Origin of the sequence: Sutterella wadsworthensis 2_1_59BFAA (assembly GCF_000297775.1) — a bacterium.
Taxonomy (GTDB): domain Bacteria; phylum Pseudomonadota; class Gammaproteobacteria; order Burkholderiales; family Burkholderiaceae_F; genus Sutterella; species Sutterella wadsworthensis_A.
This window is the reverse complement of record NZ_JH815516.1, coordinates 89,622-110,982: the sequence shown is the minus strand read 5'-3', so window position 1 is coordinate 110,982 and position 21,361 is coordinate 89,622. Positions and strand designations below refer to the sequence as shown.

The window sequence follows — 21,361 nt, the reverse complement described above, 5'->3', positions numbered from 1 at the left end:
GCCATGAACGACAACGCCCGCGGGCCTTCCGGCCTGCGGGCGTTTTGTCAGTCGCGACGGAATCCGGCGTGAATCTTCGTCAGATGAACTGCGAGACGACGATGCCGGCCACGAGAAGCGTCACGTTGTACGCGAGGAAGGTCGGCACGCAGGTGTCCCAGATGTGGTTGTGCTGGCCGTCGGCGTTGAGGCCGGACGTGGGGCCGAGCGTGGAGTCGGAGGCGGGGGAGCCCGCGTCGCCCAGGGCGCCCGCGATCGTCATCAGGAGGATCGTGGCGGGGACGGAGAAGCCCACGGCCGTGCAGAGCGGAACATAGATGACGGCGAGGATGGGCACCGTGCCGAACGACGTGCCGATGCCCATCGTGACGAGCAGGCCGATGAGCGTGATGATCGTCGCGGCGACCCACTTGCTTTCGCCCATGAGGGGCACGACGCCCTCGATGAGCGAGTTGACGGCGCCCGTTTCCTTGAGGATCGCGGCATAGCCGCCCGCGATCAGCATCACGAAGGCGATGAAGCCCATCATGGAGATGCCGCTCGCGATGTGGTCGTCAAGCTTCTTGAACTGGAAGGCGCCGCCCGCGAGCATGATGATGAGGCCGAGCAGCGCGGCAAGCGGCAGGCTCTCGAGCATGATCTGCACGGCGACGGCGGCGACGATCGCGCCGAGCGTGACCCAGTGCCTGAGACCGAAGCGGATCTCCTCGTCGGACTCCGTCACGCCCACGACGGGCTTGTCGAGATAGGTGCGGGGACGGCGGGTGAAGTAGAAGACGGCGAGCGCGAGGCCGACGACCATCGAGAGGCCGGCGATCCAGGCCACCGACGCCACGTCCGCCACCGTCACGGCCATGCCGTTCTGCGTCATGGACTGCGCGACGATGCCCTGGAAGATGAGGCCGAAGCCGATGGGCAGCGACACGTACGGGGCCGTGAGGCCGAAGCCGAGGGCGCAGGAGACCGCACGGCGGTCAAGCTTCATCCTGTTCATGAGCTTGAGCAGCGGCGGAATCAGAAGCGGGATGAAGGCGATGTGCACGGGCACCACGTTCTGCGAAAGGCAGGCGATGAACGCCAGGCCGAAGCAGAAGACGAGCGGCCTGCCGCCCATCTTGGAGCCGATCCAGCGCACGAGCATCTGCATGAGGCCCGTGTGCGCGATCGCCACGGCGAAAGTGCCCAGAAGGATGTAGGAGAGCGCGGTCGTCGCGTTGGCGCTGAAGCCGCCCGAGAGCAGCTCCATCGACTTCGTGAGGCCGAGCCCGCCCGTGAGACCCGCGACCAGAGAGGCCGCAATCAGGGCGAGAAGAACGTTGACGCGCGCAAGGCAGAGCGCGCAGAGCACGACGACCGATATGACGATCGGATTGAGGATGAATTCCACGGCTGGACTTCCTTTTCTATTCTGTCTTCTGTCAGGATCCCGTTGCCGGCGGACGCCCTCGGGGGACGGTGGCGCCCTTTTGCGGGACATACGCGTTCGATTATGACACAGCCCGCAACGATTCCACACATCCCGAAGGATGTCTTTTCCTACCCCAAAAGACGGAGAATCCCCAAAACACCCGCCGCAGAGCGCCGGAGCCCGCAATTCACATGCGCGCAACGACCGCGGGCGCCCGTCGTGCAGGGCGCTCGCCTCCGCCGAAGCCCCCGCATCGGGGCCTGCGTCAGAACTCGCGCAGGTAGTCGATGATGTCCGGCGCAGCCATGGCGCCCGCCGCGGCCATGTCGGGATCGCGAAGCCTCCACCACTTGCCCGACTCCTCGTCGAGCATGAAGCGGTCGGTGTAGAGCTTCATGTTGCCAAGACAGTCGTTCGTGACTGCTCCCCGTCCGATTTGTAACAAATCGGGCGAGGCTTCCTGCTTCTTCAACACAGCCCGGACGATCGTTCGGGTCTTACATGTCTCCACAGGCTTTGGCTCGTGACGTTACGAGCGCAAGACGGTCAGCCCAGCCGCCTTCAACATTCTTATGCCTTCCTGTTTGATATTCAGAGAGGCGTTTAGGTCTCGGTCATGATGTGCGCCGCAATGCGGACAAGTCCAGCTGCGGGTTGCAAGGCTCAGTTCCTTGAGCTTGTGACCGCAGGCGGAACACGTCTTCGAAGACGGATAGAAGGTGCCGATCTTTGCAAAGATCCTGCCTTCATGCTTCGCCTTGTATTCGCACTGGCGCATGAATTCAGCCCATCCCGCATCGGCAATCGCCTTTGCCAGATGGTGATTCTTCATCATGCCTTGAATTTTCAAAGTCTCGAAAATCAGCGCTTGGTTATCGTTCACCAATCGTCGAGATGTCTTGTGAAGGAAGTCGCTGCGGCGGCGCTTCACCTTGCGGTGCAGTCGCGCCAGACGCTTGCGGGCCTTTTCACGATTCTTGCTACCTTTCTGCTTTCTTGAGAAGGCGCGTTGCGCCTTCTTAAGCTTCTTTTCGGCGCTCTTGAGAGCCTTGGGAGACTTGATCTTTTCACCGTCGGAACATGTGCCGAAGGTCTCAATGCCGACGTCGACGCCTACCGTCTTGGTCTGGCGAACGCATGTCGCAGGTACGGCTTCGGGGAGGCCGTCCTCGTAGAGAACGGAAGCCCAGTAGTCGCCGCAGGCATCCATCGAGAGCGTGATGCTCTTGACCTTGCCTTCGATCTTCCGATGCATGACGGCCTTGATCTTCTTCATCTTCGGCACCTTGACGAAGTCGTCTCCTGCCGAAACGCCGGTGCAATGGTAGCTGGACTGTTCGCCGCGTCGGGACTTGAAGCGCGGATATCCGGCTTCCTTCTTGAAGAAGCGGCTATAGGCTTTGTTCAGATTGCGAACAGATTCCTGTAACGCCATGCAGTCGTATTCCGCCAGCCAAGCGTACTTCTTCGTATTTTTAGCAATGGCGATGAGCTTCTTGAGGTCGTGAATCGGGTGAAGATTGACACCCTTCACCTTGTAGAAATGCGTCTTGAGATACAGCGCCTTGTTGAAGCAGAATCGTACGGCACCGAAAAGACCGGCCAGATATTTTTTCTGGTCGGGCGTCGGATAGAGTCGAATTCGGATGGCGCGGATCATTCGGACAAAGGCAGGAAAGGTATTGCTATTTGATTATATGAGGCTTCCTATTTTGGCGTATGCCTCGCATTTTGCTGTCTTTTCCGCCATTCCTCCCCGCCTCACATCTCTGGACCGCCCACTCTTGTCAAGCAAGATGTCAAGTATTTTCCGCCGCAGGCGGTGCGTGAGCGCGAAAGCGCTCTCGCAGTGGCCGCGGGCCGTACTAATTTGAGCGAGCTTGCTCGCGTGAATTCAGGAAATGAGGCCCGCCCAGGAACGCGGTAAAACGACGGAAAAAAGACTCCCTGATCCGCATCCTTTACCGAGGTCATGCGGAGTCAGATCAAGCAGATTCTATTCAAGCGAGAGGCCCATCCACCAATCTCTCAGGGCTGTCGGGACTCCGTTCGGAATTCCATGCCCGCCATGAACTTCAGAAAGCCGTCTGTGCCAAATAAAAGGCAATGCAAGTTTCTGCAATGTGAGGCGTATGGCTATTAGACGGCGCCTTTAAGGCATCTCATGAATCAATCTTGCTTGAGGTCGGACTATTCTCTTTCGGGCGGTTAAGGCTTATGCGGCTTTGGCTTGTTCAAGCTCCCACTGCTTCAGTACCGCCTTCGATATGCCAGCTTTCTCGAAGCTGAACGTCTCTCCGTATTTGAGGAGAGCTGTGGCTATGCGCACCAACTTGGCTGCGACATAGACTAGAACTTTAAACCAAGGTCTTGGCGATGCCAGGCGCTCCTTGATGCTTGCAACAAAGGGACAGTCAGGCAAACGGTCGTTGCGTACCATCAAACACAATGAGCCTGCACCCATAATGCAGAGCGATCGGAGCATCTTGTCTCCTCGCTTCGACATCTTTCCCTGGCCTCGGGCTTCACGACCGGAAGAGGTCTCCGTGTGATGCCCGGTAATTCTGTTATTCGGGACAAGACCAATGAACGCCATGGTCTGTTTTGGGGAATCGAATCTTGCGATGTCACCCACTACAGCGCATCAACGGCTCGTCGTCAGCACTCCGAATCCCGGTATGGAACGGAGCAGGAAGCCCGAGGATCGCGCTTGGTAGCCTCTGTCAGGAGCTTCAGCACCGTTGCAATGTCATGGTCGAGATCATGCACCCGGTTGATCATGAGGTGCAGAGTCTCTACCACTTCATCACCGAAAGCCTCTCGGTTGGCATCGATCAGCTCATGCAGAGCCTTCTGGTTGAAGGAGCCTGCACGGATGGGAAATCCCCATGCATGAAGCGTAGCCTTGACGTGCACCATAGTCTTCGTTCGCTGCCCCTTTAATTGGCGATAGGAGGCCTGCAGAGCAAGCAGACGGCATTCCTCACGCGTCTTCCCGCGGATGGGCGTCAGCCAGCGGTCATAGGCCAGATTCAGGATGGCAAACGCGTCATTGAGGTCGGTCTTCTGGCCATTGCAATGATCCTTGACCCATGCCTGGACATGCCGCCCGCTGATCATCATGACTTCATGTCCGAGCTCCTGAATCTGCTCGGCGATCTGATGAGCACCACTGCATGGCTCCATGGCTACCAAGGTCGGAGCCATGTCTGCCAGAAGCTCATAGAGCTTGTCGTAGGGCATACGGTCAATGAGATAAGGCCCCTCGTGGTCAGGGCCGAATGCGGCAATGGCAGTATCCTCCTTGGCAAGGTCGAGGCCAACAGCGTATGCGATAGAGGTGTCGAGTGTTGACAGGGTGCGCTTTCTAGCCATGATATGGACTCCATGAAGGCTTGTGATGCCACATTATCGATCTGCGAGAATCGATTGCCTAGGCATCGGGTGGGTGGTCCATGTCATTAGAGGCGAGGGTTCCTGGCGGATTTGGCTGAACTCCTCGGCCATCACGATGGTCTCCTCGTCGGTCGCGCCCGAGTAGGCGAGCCTGATCTCCTCGTCGTCGCATTCGCCGAGCGGCACGCCGTTGTCGACGAGCACCTTCTTGATGCCCCACCAGTAGGGCCCGTAGGAAAGATAGCGGCGCGGATCGGCCTCGAGCCTCTCCCTGATCACGCGAACGGCGTTGGCGACGAGATTGTCGTGTCCCTTGAACTTCATCAGGTTCGACTTGTAGCTCTTGAGACGCTTCTCAACAAATGACGGCTTGAACTTGTAGGCGGTGTATGCCATGTCTTTGACTCCAGATTCGGGAGGAGAACGCGGACCCTGACATGGCGGCCCCTGCGGATCCCCCTCCGTTTTCATCAGTATCGGACCCCATGCGTCAACTCGTGACGCAATCGGAACGGCGTTCAGGAAAGATGTTCCTGCGTCACAAACTGACGCACCGCCGCCTAACATGACGCAACTGCATCATCAAGTAAATCACCGCCATGACCGTCATTCTTCCGCACGCCGTCCTTCCGCACGCCTCTGCCGCAACGCTTCTGCCTTCCGAAAGGCATCCCGCCGCCCGTCCTGCCCGTCCCGCCCGTCCAGTCCCTCCCGCCCCGCTCTCGCCCGCACTCTCGAAGCTTCTTGCCCGCCTTCCCGTACAGGACGACGGCGAGGCCCTTCGCCAGAGCCTTTTCCATTCAGGAACGCATTTCAATCCCGACCTTCTCACGTCGGAGGCGGAGCGCCGCGCGAGGCTCGAAGGCGTGCATGCGGCGCTCGACCGAGCAGAGTCCCTCGTCTTTCTCGACACCGAATCGACGGGCGGGCGCAACGGGCGCCTCATCGAGGTGGCCCTCGTCGAGACGGACGTCGAGCAGAACGTGACGGGCGGCCTGCACTTTCGCTGCAATCCGCACCGACGCTCCCTGGCGGGCGCAAGGCGTGTGCACGGCATTCAGGACTGCGAGCTCGAGCACTGTCCCGAGTTTGCGGCCCGCGCAGACGAGCTGCTTGAGGCCGTGCGCGGCAAGACCGTCGTGATCCATGACCGCACGATGGACCTTCTCTGGCTCAATCGGGAGCTTCAGGCCGCGCGTCCCGGCGCACCGAGGTTCGAGGACCGCTGCACCGTCGTCGACTCGTTCGTGCTCGCCAGGGCGATTCCGTCGGAGCGCCGCCGCAACGGACTCGACGCCCTGCTCGAATGGTACGGACTCGGCGCTCGAGGCGGACACCACGACGCCTACGGCGACGCGGCCCTCCTCTCCCGCGTCTTCTTCGAACTCTGGTGGGACCTCGACGAATGGCTCTACGGAGAATGAGGAAGGCTTTGAGCGGAGCTCAAACAACAAAAAAGCCGATCCAGAATCAGCATTCGGAATCGGCTTTTGGTTTTGGTCGACGGTCGGCTTAGTAGTCGAAGAGAACCGGCGTGCGGTTTTCCTTGGCAAACTTCATGGCGCGCCAGAAGATCGAGAAGGCGAACTTGGCGAGGGACTCGGTGCTGTAGGTCTCCTTCTTGCCATCCTCGGTGCCCGTCTCGACGTCCTTGAGCGTCTTGGCGGGATAGCCCTCGGTTTCGGTCCACGAGAGGATCGTCTCCTCCTTGGCGAGCCAGCAGATCTCGTTGATGTGCTCGAGTTCCTGCTCAAGCGCGCCGAGCGTGCCGATCATCACCTCATTGCCCGTGGGCATCGGACCGCGGAAGACCATCGTGGACTTCGTGATCGGAACCCAGACCATCACGCTGCGGAAAAGCGAGTAGACGTGCTCGTGGTCCTCGGCAAGGCGCTTGATGAGCGGATGTTCGGTGAAGTTCCAGCCCTTTTCGAGCGTTTCGGGAATCGTCTCCTCGTACGTGTGGGCGGCGGTTACGAGCAACATCGCGCCGAAGGCATCCCAGTCGGGCTTGTCCGTGTAGTAGGCCTTGTCGTTGCTCTCCTCCCAGGTCTCGGGAAGCTGGTTTTCAGGCGTCACCGCCTGAAGCATCTCGTCGCGCCATGCACAGACGATCGCCTGCACCTCCTCCGGGGAGAGCTTCTCCTCGTCCTCGGCCTCCGTGCGCTTGAAGTCGACGCCGTTGGCTTCGGCCCAAGCTTCCACGACCGTCTTCCAGTTGCGGGTGTAATAGCGGGTGAAGGTGCCCGCGTACAAGTCGAGTCCCATCTTCGGTCTCCTAAATCTGATTTCGCCGGACAACCACTATATATAAGGGGTTTCTGCCGTCCGTTCTCCATGATGACGAAAGGATACAGACATTTGCGCGAATGCGCCTGAACGGCGATGGCACCTGCCTTCTCGACGCCCCTGCCCTTCCCGGGAGATCCGCATAAGGGTTTTCCACGGGAGGGACATCCCGAAACTTGAGCAGGATCACCCCCCTTCCAAGGGTTTTGGTCGTTCCTGCAACTGATGCAGGTCAAGGTGCCCCCAGAGAGGCGCTCTTCCCAACGCCTGTCTTTGGTATCCTTGCGGGTATTTGCCACTCATGTACGACACCAGGATCGTCAAACAAAGGATAAATCAATGAGCAACGCCACCTTCTCCAGGAAGCCGCTCGTCGCGGCCGTCCTGACCACGCTCGCCGTCTTCTCCGCAGGCGCCATGGCCGAGCCTGTCAACAAGGACGTCACGCTGACCGTCGGTACCGGAGCCAACACCGTCCCCAACACCATCAAGGACGAAAAGACCTGGGACGAAGACTGGGCCAAGACCTTCAACAAGAACTTCACGAACGCCTCCGGCAAGGTCACGATCGAGGGCCAGAACAGTGACAAGATCACGATCAGCAAGGACGAGGCCAACAAGACTGCCGGCAAGCTCACCAACAAACTTTCCAGCCTGACGCTCAACGTCGGCCTTGACGTCGCTGAAGGCGGCACGTTCGTCAACAACGGCACGCTCGAAGCCAACAAGGCGATCACGGTCACCGGCTCCCTCGTCAACACGGGCACGCTCAAAATCAAAGACAATCTGACGATCAACGGCCTCAACAAGACCGACGACCTTGAGGCCGCCCCCGCCTCCGTCGTCATGGGCGACATCACGCTCAAGAACGCCACCCTCACGAACAATGACAAGGGCTACAAGCTCAAGACCGAAGCCGAGAAGAAGGAAGGCGAAGCCGACAAGAAGCCCGAAACGCGCACTCGCGTGAGCTACGGCAATGTCACGCTCAATGAAGGCGGCAATTTCGTCAACGCCGAAGGCGCTCTTGACAGCGGCTCCAGCCTCATCATCACTGAAAAGGCCGGCACGGCCCAGATCAAGGGCAAGTCCACCTGGGGCACCATCAACGCCCAGAAGGGAAAGGCCGTCACCGTCGATGCCACCGGCACCCTCTCCGCCGACAACCTCGAGTACGGCTATGAAGCCGGCGAAAACGCCAGCATCGGCGACCTCGTTACCGTGACCGGAGAGGGCCAGTTCACCGTCAACAAGGGCCTCACCGTGGGCTCCTTCGCCAGCGGCGGCTCCTTCGACCTCTCCAAGGACAAAAACAAGTACCTCGCCTCCGGCGCCTCCCTCATCTTCGGCAAGGCTCAGGCCTTCGAGCAGGGTGAGGACGGCAAGATCGTTGCCGACGGCAACTACAATCAGGGCGGCGTCACGCTCTCCGACTACAAGGCCGTCTGGAAAAAAGAAACCGCCACTTCCAAGACCGGCACCGAAGGCAATGCCGACACGGAAAATCAGGGTTCTTGGGATGTCACCAAGTTCGGCGCCGTTACGGTCTACAACAACGCCCAGCTCACGATTTCCGACAACAAGGTTAAGACGGCTGACGACCTCACAAAACATGGCTACTCGGCCTCCCTGTCGCTCGGCAGCCTCACGCTCAATTCGACGTCCCTCAAGGTGACGCCGTCCGTCAAGGTTGAAAAGCTCGAGGACTTCATCGAGACCGCCCTTACAAAGGTCAATGACGGCATCACCGATAACGACAAGAAGATCACGCTCGACACCTCCAAGTGGACGAAGGACGACTACGCCAGGAACCTCGAGAACTTCCTCGGCACGCTGAACGAAAAGCAGCTTGAGGCGTTCCAGAAGTCCTACGGCGAATCCATCAAGAGTGAAACCGACAAGCTTGTGATCGGCGAAACCACTGTCAACGCGGTTCAGACGATCACGGGCAGCGACGTTGCCATCGGCTCGATCACGTTTGCCACGGTCGAACGTCCCATCGAGGCCGACACGTCGAAGGTCGTGACCAGACGCGAAGGCGAAGGCGACAACACGTCTGTTGACCGCGGCTCCGTCACTGTCGACGCCATCACCCAGGCCATGGGCACCCAGACGCTGAAGATCGAAAGCAACTCCCGCGTTGAAGTCGGCTCCCTCTCGCTCGGTAACGGCACGCTCAACATCAAGGGCTCCGACGTCATCATCCACAAGACCGACAAGATCAACGGCACGCTGACGGCTGAATCCGGCTACCTCGGTCTCAACGTCGCCACGACCATGGCCGACAAGGTCAAGGCCGACACGACGACCACCGGCACCACCCCGAACTTCGTCCTTGAAGTCGGCGCGCCCGTCGTATTCGGTGAAGATGCCAAGGTGACCTTCGGTGGTGTTGCCACGACCAAGACTGCCGACACGAACCCCGATGCTCAGGCTCCGAAGTACGGCGCCCAGCTCACGTTTGCCGGCGACACGACGCTCAAGTTCGACGCGGCCAACTTCAACCGCAACGCACTCTTCACGGCCGACGGCCTCAAGGGTCAAATCACAGCCGGACAGGATGTCGAGGTCACGCTTGACGGCGCCAACCTCACCTGGGGCGCCTACAAGCTCTTCGAGAACTTCAAGCAGGGTGACGCCCTCAAGGACAAGCTCGTGAAGGGCGAGCTCACCGCCGCCGACGCTTGGAAGAACCAGGTCGGCGACCATTTCGAGATCAAGCAGAACTCCGAAGGCGACTGGATGATCGTTGCCGGCGGCACGTCCGTCGAAGGCTCCGGCCTCAACGTCTCCGCGAAGAACCTCGTCTCGAAGATCTTCGCCGGCGAACGCTCCACGGGTCCCGACACCCAGCTGATCAACCAGATCCTCTCCACGGGCGCCTCGCTCCAGGAGATCAGCAGCATGATCAACTCCGTGACGGGTCTCGGCGCCATCTCCGGCGTCAAGGCCATGACGGTTGACTTCCAGGGCTACACGGCCGACATGATCGAGCATCATGCCGCCACGATGCCCAAGGAAATGGGCGGCTGGTGGGTCCAGCCTCTGGGCGCCCGTCTCAAGACGGACGACCTCTCCATGGGCGGCTCCGCCTACGGCTACTCCCTTGACACCTACGGCATCATGGGCGGCTTCGACACCCATTTGAAGAACGGCTGGACGATCGGTGCCGCCGCCTCCTACCAGTCGGGTGATGCCGACGGCGAAGGCGACGTCCTCCCCGTCTCGACCGATGTCAAGAACGTCGGCCTGCACCTCTGGGGCTCCCGCATGTACGGTGAGACGAACGTCATCGGCACGCTCTCCTATGTGACGACCGACGGCGACGTGACGATGCAGCTCGGCAACCTCGAGCTCGCCTCCGAACTCAAGGCCAAGGCCCTCTCCGCCGGCATCCGTGCCGAACGCGAGTTCAAGACGGGTGCCTTCACGCTGACGCCGCACGCCGGCGCCCGCCTCTCGATCGTCGACATGGACGACTATAAAATCGCCGCCGGCACCACGAAGCTCTTCGACGTGTCCGAAGACAAGGCCACGATCTTCGAAGTGCCCGTGGGCGTGACGGTCCAGACTCCGTCCTTCATGTTCCAGACCTTCGAGGTCAAGCCCTATGTTGACGTCACGCTCCGCGGCCGCTTCGGCGACACGGAATCGTCCTACACGCTTGAAGGCTCCTCCACGACCGACACGATCGACTACGACGTTTCGGGCAGCTTCGTGGGCGACCTCAAGGTCGGCTACATGTCCACCTACAAGAACCTCAACCTCGGCATGAGCTACGGTCTCTCCGCCGGTGACGCCGGCCGTCAGAACCACGCCATCGAGGCCACGATGCGCGTCGACTTCTAATCGACCGCTCACGGTTCCGACCTGACGAAACGCCCGGTCCTCCTCACGGAGGGCCGGGCGTTCTTTTCGTCCGCAAACCGTCATCGGGACTTCGTCTCAGACGAGACGACGCGCAGCGGACCTCCCGGGACGGACCTTGAAAAAAAGGCCCGCCGTTCCTTCGCAGGATCGGCGGCCCCGAATCGCCGGCATTTCAGCCGGCCAGGAGGTCGGTACAAGAATTGTCATCTCAGGTGCGGTCATGTGCACCTGTTGAAATCCAAAAAAGCGGCCCGCCGCCCCCCACACGAGGCCGGCAGGCCCAAAACGCCGGCCGTCAAGCCGGCGCATCCGAGGAGGCAATCGTCTGCTGCTGTTCCCCTGTTGTTCGCAGCCGTTAGTTTTTGTCCGAGAAACCGACGTCAGGACGGTTGCCCGCCCGTGACGCCGTTCCCCTGTACGCCCTGTTGAGCCGCCTCAGGCGGTCTTGTCATTGAGGAAGTCGGGCCAGCTTCTCGTGCGCTCGGGCGCGGGCTGGGCCTGTGCGCACTTCGTGATGAGAAGGTTGGGCTTCGTGTAGTCGCCTGCGGCGAGCGGCGCGATCATGCCGTCGTCGCCGTGGCGCTTCCTGAGCTCCTCGACGGTGCCGAAGTCCAGCGCGCGCTGCGGGCAGGCGGCGACGCAGACCGGAAGCTCCTTCCTTGCAAGACGGTCGACGCACATGTCGCACTTGCGCATCTTGCCCGCCTTGCGATCGAGCTTCGGCGCCTCGTAGGGACAGGCGACGGCGCAGGCACCGCAGCCGATGCAGACGTCCCTGTCGATGAGGACGAGGCCGCCGAGCTCCTCGTGGCGGGCGTGGGCCCCGGTCGGGCAGACGCGCACGCAGGCTGGTTCCGAGCAGTGGTTGCAGGAGACGGAGACGAAGTAGGCCCAGACGTTCTGGGACCAGCTGCCGTCCTCATTGCGGCTCCAGCTGCCGCCCGTTTCCTCATGGACGGTCCTGAAGGCGAGCTTCGGATCCTGAATGTCGTTCTTGTCCCTGCATGCGATCACGCAGGTCTTGCAGCCCGTGCAGCGCGAGCTGTCGAAATGAAAGGCGTATTGAGTCTTCATGGCGTTTGAGGGTCCTTGAGTCAGCCCCTGAACTTTTCAACTTGGACGAGGTTCGTGTGCGAGGGATTGGCCTTCGCGAGCGGCGTGGGCTTGAGCTGGGTGAGCACGTTGAAGCACCCGCCCCTGTCGAGTCCCTTCTCGTCGGGCCTGTACCATGCGCCCTGCGGGAAGGCAACGAGGCTCGGAATGATCCTCGGCGTCACCTTGACGGGGAGCACGAGTGCGCCGCGGTCGTTGAAGACGCGAACGAGCATGCCCGTCTTGAGGCCCCAGGGCTGCGCATCGACGGGATTCATCAGAACGACGTCGGGATGCGCTTCGCGCAACCACGGCACGTTGTGATAGGTCGAGTGCGTGCGGCCGGGACCGTGGTAGCCGAAGGCCTCAAGCGGATACTGCTTCGCCTTCGGGTCCACCTGAACCATTTCGTCCGTCGGCACGTAGCGCGGGATCGGATGAATCTCCTGTCCCCTGCCCTCGGGCAGCTTCCAGGTGCGGGCGATCTCGGCAAGACGTTCGGAATAGATCTCGATCCTGCCGCTCGGGGTCTCGAGCGGATGCTTGTCGGGATCCCTGCGGAAGTCCTCCATGACGATCCCGCTGTCGCCCTCCATGCGGTACTTGTAGATGCCGGTCCTGCGGAATTCGTCCCAGGCGGGCATGCCGGGGAGGTTCTTCCTCGCCTCGGCGTAAAGCCGGCGCACCCAGCCCTCGAGGTCGAGCCCCTCGGTGTAGGCGGCCTCGCAGCCGAAGCGTCGGGCGAGCCCGCGCATGATCTCCCAGTTGGGCTTCTGCTCCCACTCGGGATCGATCGCCTTGTCGCTGAGCATCAGGTAGTTCTGGTCGCCCACGGCATAGGAGTCGGCCATGAGGTCGATCGACTCCTGATGGCAGACGTCGGGGAGCACGTAGTCGGCGAACATGGCCGAGGGCGTCATCTGCGTGTCGACGCAGACGATCGTCTCGACCTTCGTCTCGTCCTCGAGGATCGGACGGAGCTGGTTGATGCCGCCGTGCTGGTTGATGAGCGTGTTCGACTGGGTGTTCCAGATGAACTTGATGTTGTGCCTGAGGGCCGGCGCGCCGCGCACGGCGGCGGTTTCGGCCGTGAGCGAGGCGGCGTCGACGACGGCCTGCGGCCACAGGAAGACGGGCATGCCCACCTTGACGGGGTTGGCGCCCGTGGGCAGACCGGCTTCAAGGCCGTAGGAGTCGCCCTCGCGGGCACCCGAATTGGTGCCGGGCAGGCCGATCTGGCCGAGCAGAATCGGGAGCATGGCGATGCTCGTCGACTGCGTTTCGCCGTTCATGCGGCGCTGCGGCGCCCAGCCCTGCGAGATGAAGCAGGGCTTCGCGGCGGCCATGTCGCGGGCAAGGCGCACGATGCGCTCTGCGGGCACGTTCGTGATGCCGGCGGCGCGCTCGGGCGTCTTCGGAGTCTTGTCGGGACCGAGGCCGAGGATGTGGCTGCGGTAGCTCGAGCCGGGCTTGGCGGACGCAGGGAGCGAGTCCTCGTCGTAGCCGATCGTGTAGCGGCCGATGAAGGCCTTGTCGACGAGGTTCTCGGTGATGAGCACGTAGGCGATCGCCTCGCAGAGGGCCGCGTCGGTGCCGGGACGGATCGGAATCCACTCGGCGTTGCGTCCGGCCATTGTGTCGGAGTAGATCGGGTCGATGAAGACCATGCGGGTGCCGTTCCTGCGTGCGGCGCTGAAGAACTCCCAGGACTGTCCGCCGCCCGAGGCGCGCGTGACGGCGGGATTGTTGCCGAACGTGACGTAGAGCTTCGCGTTCTTCACCTGCGAGAAGTAGGAGCCCTGGCCTGCGGCCTTGCTGCGCACGCCGCCGTAGTCGAAGCGGCCGTAGAGGTACGGCCAGGCGTTCTGGATGCAGGCTGTGGAGTAGTCGGAGTACCAGGCAAGCGAGCCGCCGATCATGTTGAAGAAGCGGTAGGTGGCCGCGCTCGAGTTGACAAGCGCCTGATTGCCCGAGCCGTGCATGATCATGACGGACTCGTTGGTGTGACGGTCGATGGTGTCCTTGAGGCGGGCGGCGATTTCGTCGAGGGCCTGCTCCCAGGAGATGCGTTCGAAGCGGCCCTCGCCGCGGCGGCCGACGCGCTTCATCGGGAACTTGAGGCGCTCGGGCGCATAGATGCGCTGGCGCATGGATCGGCCGCGCTGACAAGCGCGGATCTGCGTGCAGCCGCCGTCGATGGTGCTCGCGGAGGCGTCGCCCGAGGCGTCCGTCTCGATGCGGATGACGCGTCCGTTCTTGGAGAAGACGCGGAGCTGGCAGCGGGAGCCGCAGTTGACTGCGCAGCCGCTCCAGGTCATGACCTCGATGTCCGCGGCCGCCCTGGCAACGGCGGCGCTCACGGGCGTGGGAACAAAGGCGCCGAGGCTGAGGGCGCCTCCGGCAACTGCTGACTGAAAGACGCGGCGGCGTTGAAGATCGACCGTCATGGATCACCTGCACTGTTGAAGGTCCGGCGGACGCCCCATTGCGTCCGCCCCTGCGGGCCTTCTCCGTGGCGTGGGAGATTCGGAGCGGCCCTTCGATGTGCCTTCATGATAAGGAGCGTGCATTTCCGCCCCGTTTCCGCAGGGACGGGATTGTTTCAGGGAAATAACATCCGTGATCCGCGCCGCGTGCAGGTCCTCTTCTTCAGAGGCCGAAGTCCTCGTCGTAGTTCGTGAGGTCTCCCATCAGGTAGCCGACGTTCGTGAAGGAGGAGATGATCATGGGATTGATCCCGTTGGCGGAGAGCTTCTTGCGGATGCGCGCAACCGCCACCCTGAGGCGCGCGACGTCGACCTCGCCGTCGCCCCAGCCCTGGCGGAGCAGCTCCGCATAGCGGATGACGGCACCGGGGTGCTTCGCGAGGGCCGAGAGGATCCTGAACTCCTGCTCCGTGAGCGGGACGGAGCGCCCGCGCCAGAAGAGGTCGTGCTCGGCGGTCCGCAGTTCAAGCGGGCCGTTTGCGACGACCTTCGAGACCCGCATGTCGGAGCCTGAGGCGCGTCGAAGCAGCGCCCTGATGCGCACCTCGAGCTCCGCGAACGCAAAGGGCTTGACGAGGTAGTCGTCCGCCCCCGTGTTGAAGCTCTTCGTCTTGTCCTGCAGGAGGTCGCGCGCCGTGAGGATCATGACGGGCACCTTTGAGAAGGTCCTCAGTTCGGCAAGCGTCTCGTGTCCGTCCTTGACGGGCATCATCAGGTCGAGCACGACGAGATCGGGCTCGACGGGCGAGCGCCTGAAGACCTCGAGGGCCTCCTCGCCGTCCTGCGCCTGACAGACGTCAAAGCCCGACTGCTCGAGGAATTCGGCCGTCAGGCGCCTGATTCGCGTTTCGTCGTCGGCGATGAGAATGAGAGGTCGTGTGGTCATGTCTGTCGGGAGCCTCCGGCCCGTACTGCGCACCGTCGTCGTATCCGTCCGCAGGCCTGCGGTGCGCATGGAGGCCTGCGGGAAAGGAATGCGTCAGAGCCCGTCGGTCTGCGAGGGCATCGGGAGCGTGATCCTGAAGACGGTCCGTCCCTCAAGTCTGAGCGCCTCGATGCGTCCGCCGTGGGCGCGGCAGATCGCGCGGCAGATGACGAGGCCGAGCCCCGTGCCGCCCGTGCGGCGCTTGTTGCCCTGCTCGACCTGATAGAAGCGGTCGAAGAGTTTTTCGGCCTCGCCCTCGGGGAAGCCCGTGCCCGAATCGCAGACGTCCACGACGAGCATTTCGTCGACGCGTGCGCGGAATTCGATGCGGGGTTCCTCGCCCGGCCTTGCGTGGCGGCAGGCGTTGGTGAAGAGGTTGACGAGCAGCTCGACGAAGGCCGACGGATCGACGCGGATGCACTCGGCCTCCTCGGCGATGTCGTAGTCGAAGCGGAATTCGTGGCGGCTTCTCACGAGTCTCACGGCGCGGGTGACGAGCGGCATGGTCTGCACGATGCGCGGCTCGACCCTGTAGGATCCGCCGTCGATTCTGGCCACGGAGAGCCAGTCGTCGACGATTCTGCCGAGATGATCGAGGTCCTCGCCCATGGCCGCATAGGCGGACTGCGGACCGTTCTCCTTGACGAGAAGGTCGAGCTGCAGGCGACAGGCGGTGAGCGGGGTGCGCAGTTCGTGCGCGACGATGCTGATGAGGTCGTCCTTCATGCGCTCGACTTCGGTCCTGCCCGTCACGTCCCTGAAGAGCACGCAGCAGCCACTGCGCAGACCGTCCGCAGCCGCGCCGAACGGGAAGGCGTCGCACTCGAGCACCAGGCTTCGTCCGCCCGCCTCGATCGTGACGAGGGCCGTGCCGTCGCTTCTGCGCTCGAGTCCGCTGCGGCAGACTTCGGCCAGACGCGCCATGCCGTCAACGCCGATCAGGGTGCCCGCCGCATGATTGCCGTAGCGAAGCCGCCAGTCCTCGTCGAGCAGCATCATGCCCTCGTGAATGTCGTCGAAGACCTGTGCGAAGAGACGCTCGCGGGCCTCTAGCTCGCTGCTTCTGCGCTCGACGGTCTCCTCGAGGCGGACGTTGTCGGCCTCAAGCCGCCGCCTGCGGTCGTCGAGCTTTTCGCGAAGCGCCCTGTAGGCCCTCTGGAACTCGAGAAACTCCTCGGGGCCCGATGCCAGCGTCGTCTCGGGCGTGCCGTAGGAGGCCTCGTCCAGGTCTCCGCGCAGCCGCCTCATCGAGCGGCTCAGGGGCCTGATGGCCGCAAAGCCCGCGGCGGCCGTGAGCGAGAGCACGAGCACGGCCAGAAGAAGCGTGCGTCCGATCATTTCGCGCCTGTCGGCGACGCGCTCCTCCTGGGGCTTGAGCGCGATCATGGTCCACTGCGGCGCGCCGTGAGAGAAGCGGTTGGCGCTCATCCAGAAGCGTTCGCCCGCCTCCTCGATCAGGCCCTCGCGCCCGAGGGCGTGGTCCCAGACGGCTCGTCCGGAAAGTCCCAGAACGGGCCAGACGTAGCGGCGCTCCTCGTCAAGAAGCACGAAGCGCACGCCGCGCATGTTGTACATCGCCGCAATGTCCCTGAAGAGCTCGCCTCGCTCGGCGGTCCCCTCGATCACGACGTCCGCCCTGTCGGCAATCCGCCTGTAGAACCTGAGCGAGCCGCCGTCGTCGCCGGGCTCGAGCCTCCAGGCCGTGCCCCCGGACCGCGCCGCACGGGCGGCGGGCGTGTCGGCTCCCGTGCACTTCAGTGACTTTATATAGGGATTTGCGGCTGCGAGCTCCGCGAGAAAGCCCTCGAGCGAAGCGCACGTCACGCCTGCGCGCAGGCGCTTGGCGGTCTCGGACTCGACGTGGGCCGCAAAGACGTCGACGCTCTTCATCCTCTCGACGAGAAAGGCCGAGCCGATGCCCGTGAAGAAGCGCTGCTCCCAGTCGTCCTTGGCAAGGCTCGACCGGATGTCGCTCCACTGCAGGAGGCTCCAGGCAATGAGCGGCACGAGCGCCGTGGTTGCAAGCGCCGCAATGACGTAGGTGCGGAATTTCATCTTCATGAGGGTGATTATGCACAATCTTGCGCACCGCGAGAAGACGAAGGCATCCCGTTTCCTGCCGAAGAACCCAAGCGCCGCCGGCTCGCTCAGCGTCCTGCCGCGGCCCCTCCGATGAGAAGCCGCTTCATCGCCTCGTGAAACACGGGGACCGCAATCGTGCCGTGGGTCTCGCGCGGATAGTCCTCCACGACAACCTTCGCATCGGGCCCGGCAAAGCCCTCGAGCGCCGCCCTGAAGCGGTCTTCGGAGGCGAGATTCCGGCTTGCCGTCGTGCCGCCCGTCTTCCTCAGGACCGAGCCGAAGCCCGCATAGACGAAGGCGCCCGAGCGCCCCGCCGCAGGATTCTCCTCCAGCATTCGGACGAGCACGCCGCCGTCCCACCAGAGCGACGGATCGGCCGCCACCCAGGCGTCAAAGAGCGCGGGGCGGGAAGCCATCGTCGAAAGCGCAAAGAGACCTCCGAAGGAGTGTCCCATGAGGACGTGCGTCACGGCGCGACCTTTCAGGTTCAGGCTGAGGTTCGGGTTCGGGCTCGGGGTCCGGCCGGGGTTCGAGCTCAGGCTTGAGTTCAGGCTCCGCGGCCTGCTTGGGTTCGGGTTCCGCCGCGGGTTCGGGCTCAGGTTCCGGCTCGGGCACCGCAGCGGGTTCGGCGGCGGTGGCGGGGGCCGCCACGGCGCTCTCGAACTGTGCGACGGCGAGCATGATGCCCTCTGCGCCGACGGAAGCGGGTGCGGGCGCGAGGGACGCGCCCCAGACGGCGAGCGTCAGGCACGGGAGGTAGAGCGCGCAGGCTGCGGCGAACGCCGTGCGGGTCTCGCCGCCCGCCTTAGCCGCGCTTTTCGGCGACAATGACGAAGTTTTCATGATGAACGCCCTTGATCATGTCGAGAAGACGGATGAAGTGCTCGAAGCTCGTGGTGCGGTCGATGCGAAGAACAAGCCGCACGTCTCGGGAGATGCCGCGGAGCCGCTCGTCGACCTCCTCGTGCGTGGCCTCCTCGCCGTTCCAGTGCAGGGTTCCCTCGCCCGTCACCTGGATGAGGACCTCGTTCGAATTCTTGAGGGGAGCCTGCGCGCTTCTCGACTCGGGCAGCGCAATCGGAATCTCGCCCTTTGCGATGAAGGTCGAGACCGAGAGCACCATGGCAAGGAGCACGAGCATGATGTCGATGAAGGGAACGATGTTGTGGGGCTCCTTCTTCGGGATTTCGATCGTCATGAGCTCTCCTCCGTCAGGCCCTGCGCCTTGAGGCGACGTTCATCGCGCGCTGCAGGCCGTTGTAGGAGATGAGCGTCGGAATCGCGACGGCCAGACCGAGCGCCGTGGCCTTGAGCGCAAGGGAGAGGCCCGTCATGATGCGGCCCGCGTCGATCGCGCCCGTGCTGCCCATGTCGTAGAACGTGAGCATGATGCCGATCACCGTGCCGAGCAGCCCGACGTAGGGGGCGTTCGAGTAGATGATGTAGAGCGTCGTGAAGTTCTTCGTGAGCGCAATGCCGCGCTCCTCCTAGGAGGCGTAGTCCGCCGGCCTGTAGCGCTTGAGGAAGAGCATGCGCTCGATCGTGAGCCAGAGTGCGACGAAGCCCATGAGGCCGAGAATGCCGAAGATCACGTAGTCGACGGCTTCCTTCATCCATTCCATATGGGGTTCCTGTTGTGGTGGTTGTGGTTTGGCTTCCGGAGCCCGCAGTGCGCGAATGCGGTCCCGCCCAATGGGACGGAACCGCACCGCCGTCGTCGGCATGGTCACCTCGAGCCACTTCAACATGCTCGGCCTCAAGTCCAAGGGCTCCCTCATCGGCAACGAGTTCGGCGTGAATCCTCCACGCCCAATTATTAATTGGACGGGGCTTCCCTGCCTTTTACCAGCAAGGACTGCCTGGGCACAGATAGCGGGCAAACTCAGAAATCTGCGCTCACATGGAGCGCAGCTCCGCGTTAACCCGAATTAGAGTGTTCAGGGTGCGTGTGATCCTCGTAGCGCATGACGGAACTTTAGCCGCAATGCGCCGCCATCTCGTTGTCGAAATGGACTTCTCGTACTCCCTGAGGAAGTACCGAGCTCCGATGTTGTACGAAGCTGACAGGTCGCACGAATAGCGCTTCCCCGTCTGGAACGTACACATGCTGTAGTTGTCCGTGTCTCTCGTAACCTCACCGGTTCCGTCAAAGGCCAGCTTCGATGTATTCCAAGCACACACGCGACGAATGCGAGTACCGCAACGATGTGCCTGGTGCTCCACGATCTGCTGGACATACTTGGCACGCCAGTGATGAAGCCGCTGACGCTTGGAGCCACGTTTGCGCCCGGCGAGATCGAGGTGTTCCATGACGATGGCGTCGACCTTGAACTCGTTTGCAACCGTCATGATGAAGCCTGCCGTCTTGACGGCGATGTCCTTGTTGACCCCCTTTGCTCTCGCCCAAAGCCTCGGCATGCGTTTTGCGCCGTTGCTTTGAGCTTTCCTGATGCGCCGCAAGGCACGTTCCAAAGAGTCTTGCTCTACCGGCAGCTTCTTAAAACGTCTGCCGATGATAGTGCCCTTTGAATCCATGACCGAGCACACGCATGCATTGTTGATCCCAAGATCAACGCCCAGGACGCGCTGCGTGTCAAGAGACACCTTATCCAGAATAACCTTCTCCTCAAAGGAGAAGTCCAGATACCATTTCTTCCCGCGCTTTCTCAATGCTGGCGACAATTCGTTGCGAGTAGCGCAATGAAGTGCAATGTAATCGACATCGTGCTTATCGAGCTCGACATCAACCCAGTCCCAAGTATTGCGAATGCGAACTTTGAGTTTCACGCTGTTGCGTCCGGCTCTGATGAACGTATTGTCGCGGTACATGACCGGAAAGCTTCTGCCGGCCTTCGGCAGACCGGGCTGCCGGCCCTTTTGCCCCGGCTTCGCTTTCCATTGAGCCAGACGCGTTTGATACGACGACACCTGTCCGTATGCCGCCATGATGGCGGCTCGGCGAAGGTAGCACGGAAATTTCTCGAAGTCGTGGCAGAAGTTGTAAGGCGTCATCGGACGCTTTTTCGTACGAACGCTCAGACCTTCGGCAACACGAATGCAATCGTTGGCACGACTGAGATTGGCGAAGTGAGTATTCCAATTCGCAATCACGAGTTCAATGAAGTAATCCACGGCGTGGCGATACACCTCAACCGTGTCGTCAAAGACGCGGTTGAAGTTGCGCAAACGCACGGAGTAAGTGGACGTGATCTTCATCGTTGCATGGCGATGGGTTGGCGGGATTACTCCGTATGGTATCAAGCATCACACAACCTGACACGGTTAATCGACAATTTTATGAGTACAAGCAAAAGTGCTGCATCAGAATCGCAAAATGATCCTGTGATTTTGCGCTCGTTTTGCTACTTAATCCCTGTGCAAGAAGGGATTTAAGAACTTATCCACTGGATCATCTTGAATAACTTGAGATTGACTGACTTCGTCAGCCCCGCTTGACCCCACCCATGTGTGCCACATGGATGGGGAATGCGCGGGGAATCCGTTCAAAAACATCGCCCACGGCGCCAACACCGACCACGGCAGCGAGTCCTCGTTCGAGCTTCTCGTCAAGCTCAATCCTGACTTCATCTTCGTCTGCGACCGCGACTCCGCCATCTCCCGTCCGGGCGCCCGGCTCGCGCAGGACGTGATGGCCAACCCGCTCGTCGAGAGGACCGATGCCGCAAAGAACGGCCGCATCGTCTACCTTACCTCGTCCGCCTGGTACCTCGCAGAGGGCGGCCTGCGCGCCACTGACATGATGTTCGCGGACATTGAAAAGGCGCTCGCCATCGCCAAGTAAGGGTCCTTTCA

General features: G+C 61.9%; 20 protein-coding genes. 3 read left to right on the top strand and 17 right to left on the bottom strand.

Going from position 1 to position 21,361, the window contains the following annotated elements; genetic code table 11:
• Positions 1-79 precede the first annotated feature (79 nt).
• From HMPREF9465_RS06185 to HMPREF9465_RS06170, 6 genes are all read right to left on the bottom strand, one after another.
• The gene (locus HMPREF9465_RS06185) at positions 80-1,387 is read right to left on the bottom strand and encodes a Na+/H+ antiporter family protein (protein WP_005435148.1); all 1,308 of its coding nucleotides are present in this window, start codon (positions 1,385-1,387) and stop codon (positions 80-82) included.
• Positions 1,388-1,673: 286 nt separating this feature from the next.
• A complete protein-coding gene (locus HMPREF9465_RS13900; RefSeq protein WP_269208166.1) occupies positions 1,674-1,805 on the bottom strand; it encodes a hypothetical protein in 132 nt (43 codons plus the stop codon).
• A gap of 132 nt (positions 1,806-1,937) precedes the next feature.
• Complete coding sequence (locus HMPREF9465_RS06180; RefSeq protein WP_005435144.1) at positions 1,938-3,068, bottom strand: RNA-guided endonuclease InsQ/TnpB family protein; 1,131 nt, start codon at positions 3,066-3,068, stop codon at positions 1,938-1,940.
• A 555-nt stretch (positions 3,069-3,623) separates the two neighbouring features.
• Complete coding sequence (locus HMPREF9465_RS13895; RefSeq protein WP_147645257.1) at positions 3,624-4,043, bottom strand: transposase; 420 nt, start codon at positions 4,041-4,043, stop codon at positions 3,624-3,626.
• 23 nt (positions 4,044-4,066) lie between these two features.
• The gene (locus HMPREF9465_RS12325) at positions 4,067-4,783 is read right to left on the bottom strand and encodes an IS110 family transposase (RefSeq protein WP_005435139.1); all 717 of its coding nucleotides are present in this window, start codon (positions 4,781-4,783) and stop codon (positions 4,067-4,069) included.
• Positions 4,784-4,816: 33 nt separating this feature from the next.
• The gene (locus HMPREF9465_RS06170) at positions 4,817-5,200 is read right to left on the bottom strand and encodes a hypothetical protein (RefSeq protein WP_005435132.1); all 384 of its coding nucleotides are present in this window, start codon (positions 5,198-5,200) and stop codon (positions 4,817-4,819) included.
• 203 nt (positions 5,201-5,403) lie between these two features.
• On the opposite strand from HMPREF9465_RS06170, the gene HMPREF9465_RS12320 reads away from it, so the two are divergent.
• Positions 5,404-6,228 (top strand): exonuclease domain-containing protein, encoded by an 825-nt coding sequence (locus tag HMPREF9465_RS12320; RefSeq protein WP_005435130.1) that lies wholly within the window; start codon positions 5,404-5,406, stop codon positions 6,226-6,228.
• 88 nt (positions 6,229-6,316) lie between these two features.
• Here the strand turns inward: HMPREF9465_RS12320 and HMPREF9465_RS06160 are convergent, their stop codons facing one another.
• Positions 6,317-7,072, bottom strand: coding sequence for a hypothetical protein (locus HMPREF9465_RS06160; RefSeq protein ID WP_005435128.1), 756 nt, complete (start codon positions 7,070-7,072; stop codon positions 6,317-6,319).
• A 360-nt stretch (positions 7,073-7,432) separates the two neighbouring features.
• On the opposite strand from HMPREF9465_RS06160, the gene HMPREF9465_RS06155 reads away from it, so the two are divergent.
• Positions 7,433-10,942: an autotransporter outer membrane beta-barrel domain-containing protein gene (locus tag HMPREF9465_RS06155; protein ID WP_005435126.1), complete on the top strand. Its 3,510-nt coding sequence runs from the start codon at positions 7,433-7,435 to the stop codon at positions 10,940-10,942.
• 456 nt (positions 10,943-11,398) lie between these two features.
• Here the strand turns inward: HMPREF9465_RS06155 and HMPREF9465_RS06150 are convergent, their stop codons facing one another.
• The 10 genes from HMPREF9465_RS06150 to HMPREF9465_RS06110 all read right to left on the bottom strand — a co-directional run bounded on the left by HMPREF9465_RS06150 (position 11,399) and on the right by HMPREF9465_RS06110 (position 20,764).
• Entirely contained in the window at positions 11,399-12,037 is a 639-nt protein-coding gene (locus HMPREF9465_RS06150; RefSeq protein WP_005435124.1) for a DMSO/selenate family reductase complex B subunit, read from the bottom strand.
• 20 nt (positions 12,038-12,057) lie between these two features.
• Positions 12,058-14,502, bottom strand: coding sequence for a DMSO/selenate family reductase complex A subunit (locus tag HMPREF9465_RS06145; protein ID WP_005435120.1), 2,445 nt, complete (start codon positions 14,500-14,502; stop codon positions 12,058-12,060).
• 202 nt (positions 14,503-14,704) lie between these two features.
• Positions 14,705-15,427: a response regulator transcription factor gene (locus HMPREF9465_RS06140; RefSeq protein ID WP_038006872.1), complete on the bottom strand. Its 723-nt coding sequence runs from the start codon at positions 15,425-15,427 to the stop codon at positions 14,705-14,707.
• A gap of 93 nt (positions 15,428-15,520) precedes the next feature.
• A complete protein-coding gene (locus HMPREF9465_RS06135) occupies positions 15,521-17,527 on the bottom strand; it encodes a sensor histidine kinase (protein ID WP_005435117.1) in 2,007 nt (668 codons plus the stop codon).
• A gap of 86 nt (positions 17,528-17,613) precedes the next feature.
• Positions 17,614-17,964 carry a hypothetical protein gene (locus tag HMPREF9465_RS06130; protein WP_005435116.1) on the bottom strand — a complete coding sequence of 117 codons (351 nt, stop codon included), beginning with the start codon at positions 17,962-17,964 and terminating at the stop codon, positions 17,614-17,616.
• Entirely contained in the window at positions 17,939-18,376 is a 438-nt protein-coding gene (locus HMPREF9465_RS13435; RefSeq protein WP_038006869.1) for a hypothetical protein, read from the bottom strand. Before HMPREF9465_RS13435 ends, HMPREF9465_RS06130 begins: the two co-directional genes overlap by 26 nt.
• Positions 18,354-18,746: a biopolymer transporter ExbD gene (locus tag HMPREF9465_RS06120; protein WP_005435114.1), complete on the bottom strand. Its 393-nt coding sequence runs from the start codon at positions 18,744-18,746 to the stop codon at positions 18,354-18,356. The genes HMPREF9465_RS13435 and HMPREF9465_RS06120 overlap by 23 nt, the downstream gene beginning before the upstream one ends.
• A gap of 13 nt (positions 18,747-18,759) precedes the next feature.
• Complete coding sequence (locus HMPREF9465_RS13670) at positions 18,760-19,023, bottom strand: MotA/TolQ/ExbB proton channel family protein (RefSeq protein ID WP_255358795.1); 264 nt, start codon at positions 19,021-19,023, stop codon at positions 18,760-18,762.
• A gap of 12 nt (positions 19,024-19,035) precedes the next feature.
• Positions 19,036-19,170 (bottom strand): hypothetical protein, encoded by a 135-nt coding sequence (locus tag HMPREF9465_RS13890; RefSeq protein ID WP_005435112.1) that lies wholly within the window; start codon positions 19,168-19,170, stop codon positions 19,036-19,038.
• Positions 19,171-19,444: 274 nt separating this feature from the next.
• Positions 19,445-20,764, bottom strand: coding sequence for an IS200/IS605 family accessory protein TnpB-related protein (locus tag HMPREF9465_RS06110; protein ID WP_005435110.1), 1,320 nt, complete (start codon positions 20,762-20,764; stop codon positions 19,445-19,447).
• 259 nt (positions 20,765-21,023) lie between these two features.
• Here HMPREF9465_RS06110 and HMPREF9465_RS06105 point away from each other — a divergent pair, with 259 nt between their 5' ends.
• Positions 21,024-21,350: an ABC transporter substrate-binding protein gene (locus tag HMPREF9465_RS06105; RefSeq protein WP_005435109.1), complete on the top strand. Its 327-nt coding sequence runs from the start codon at positions 21,024-21,026 to the stop codon at positions 21,348-21,350.
• Positions 21,351-21,361 lie beyond the last annotated feature (11 nt).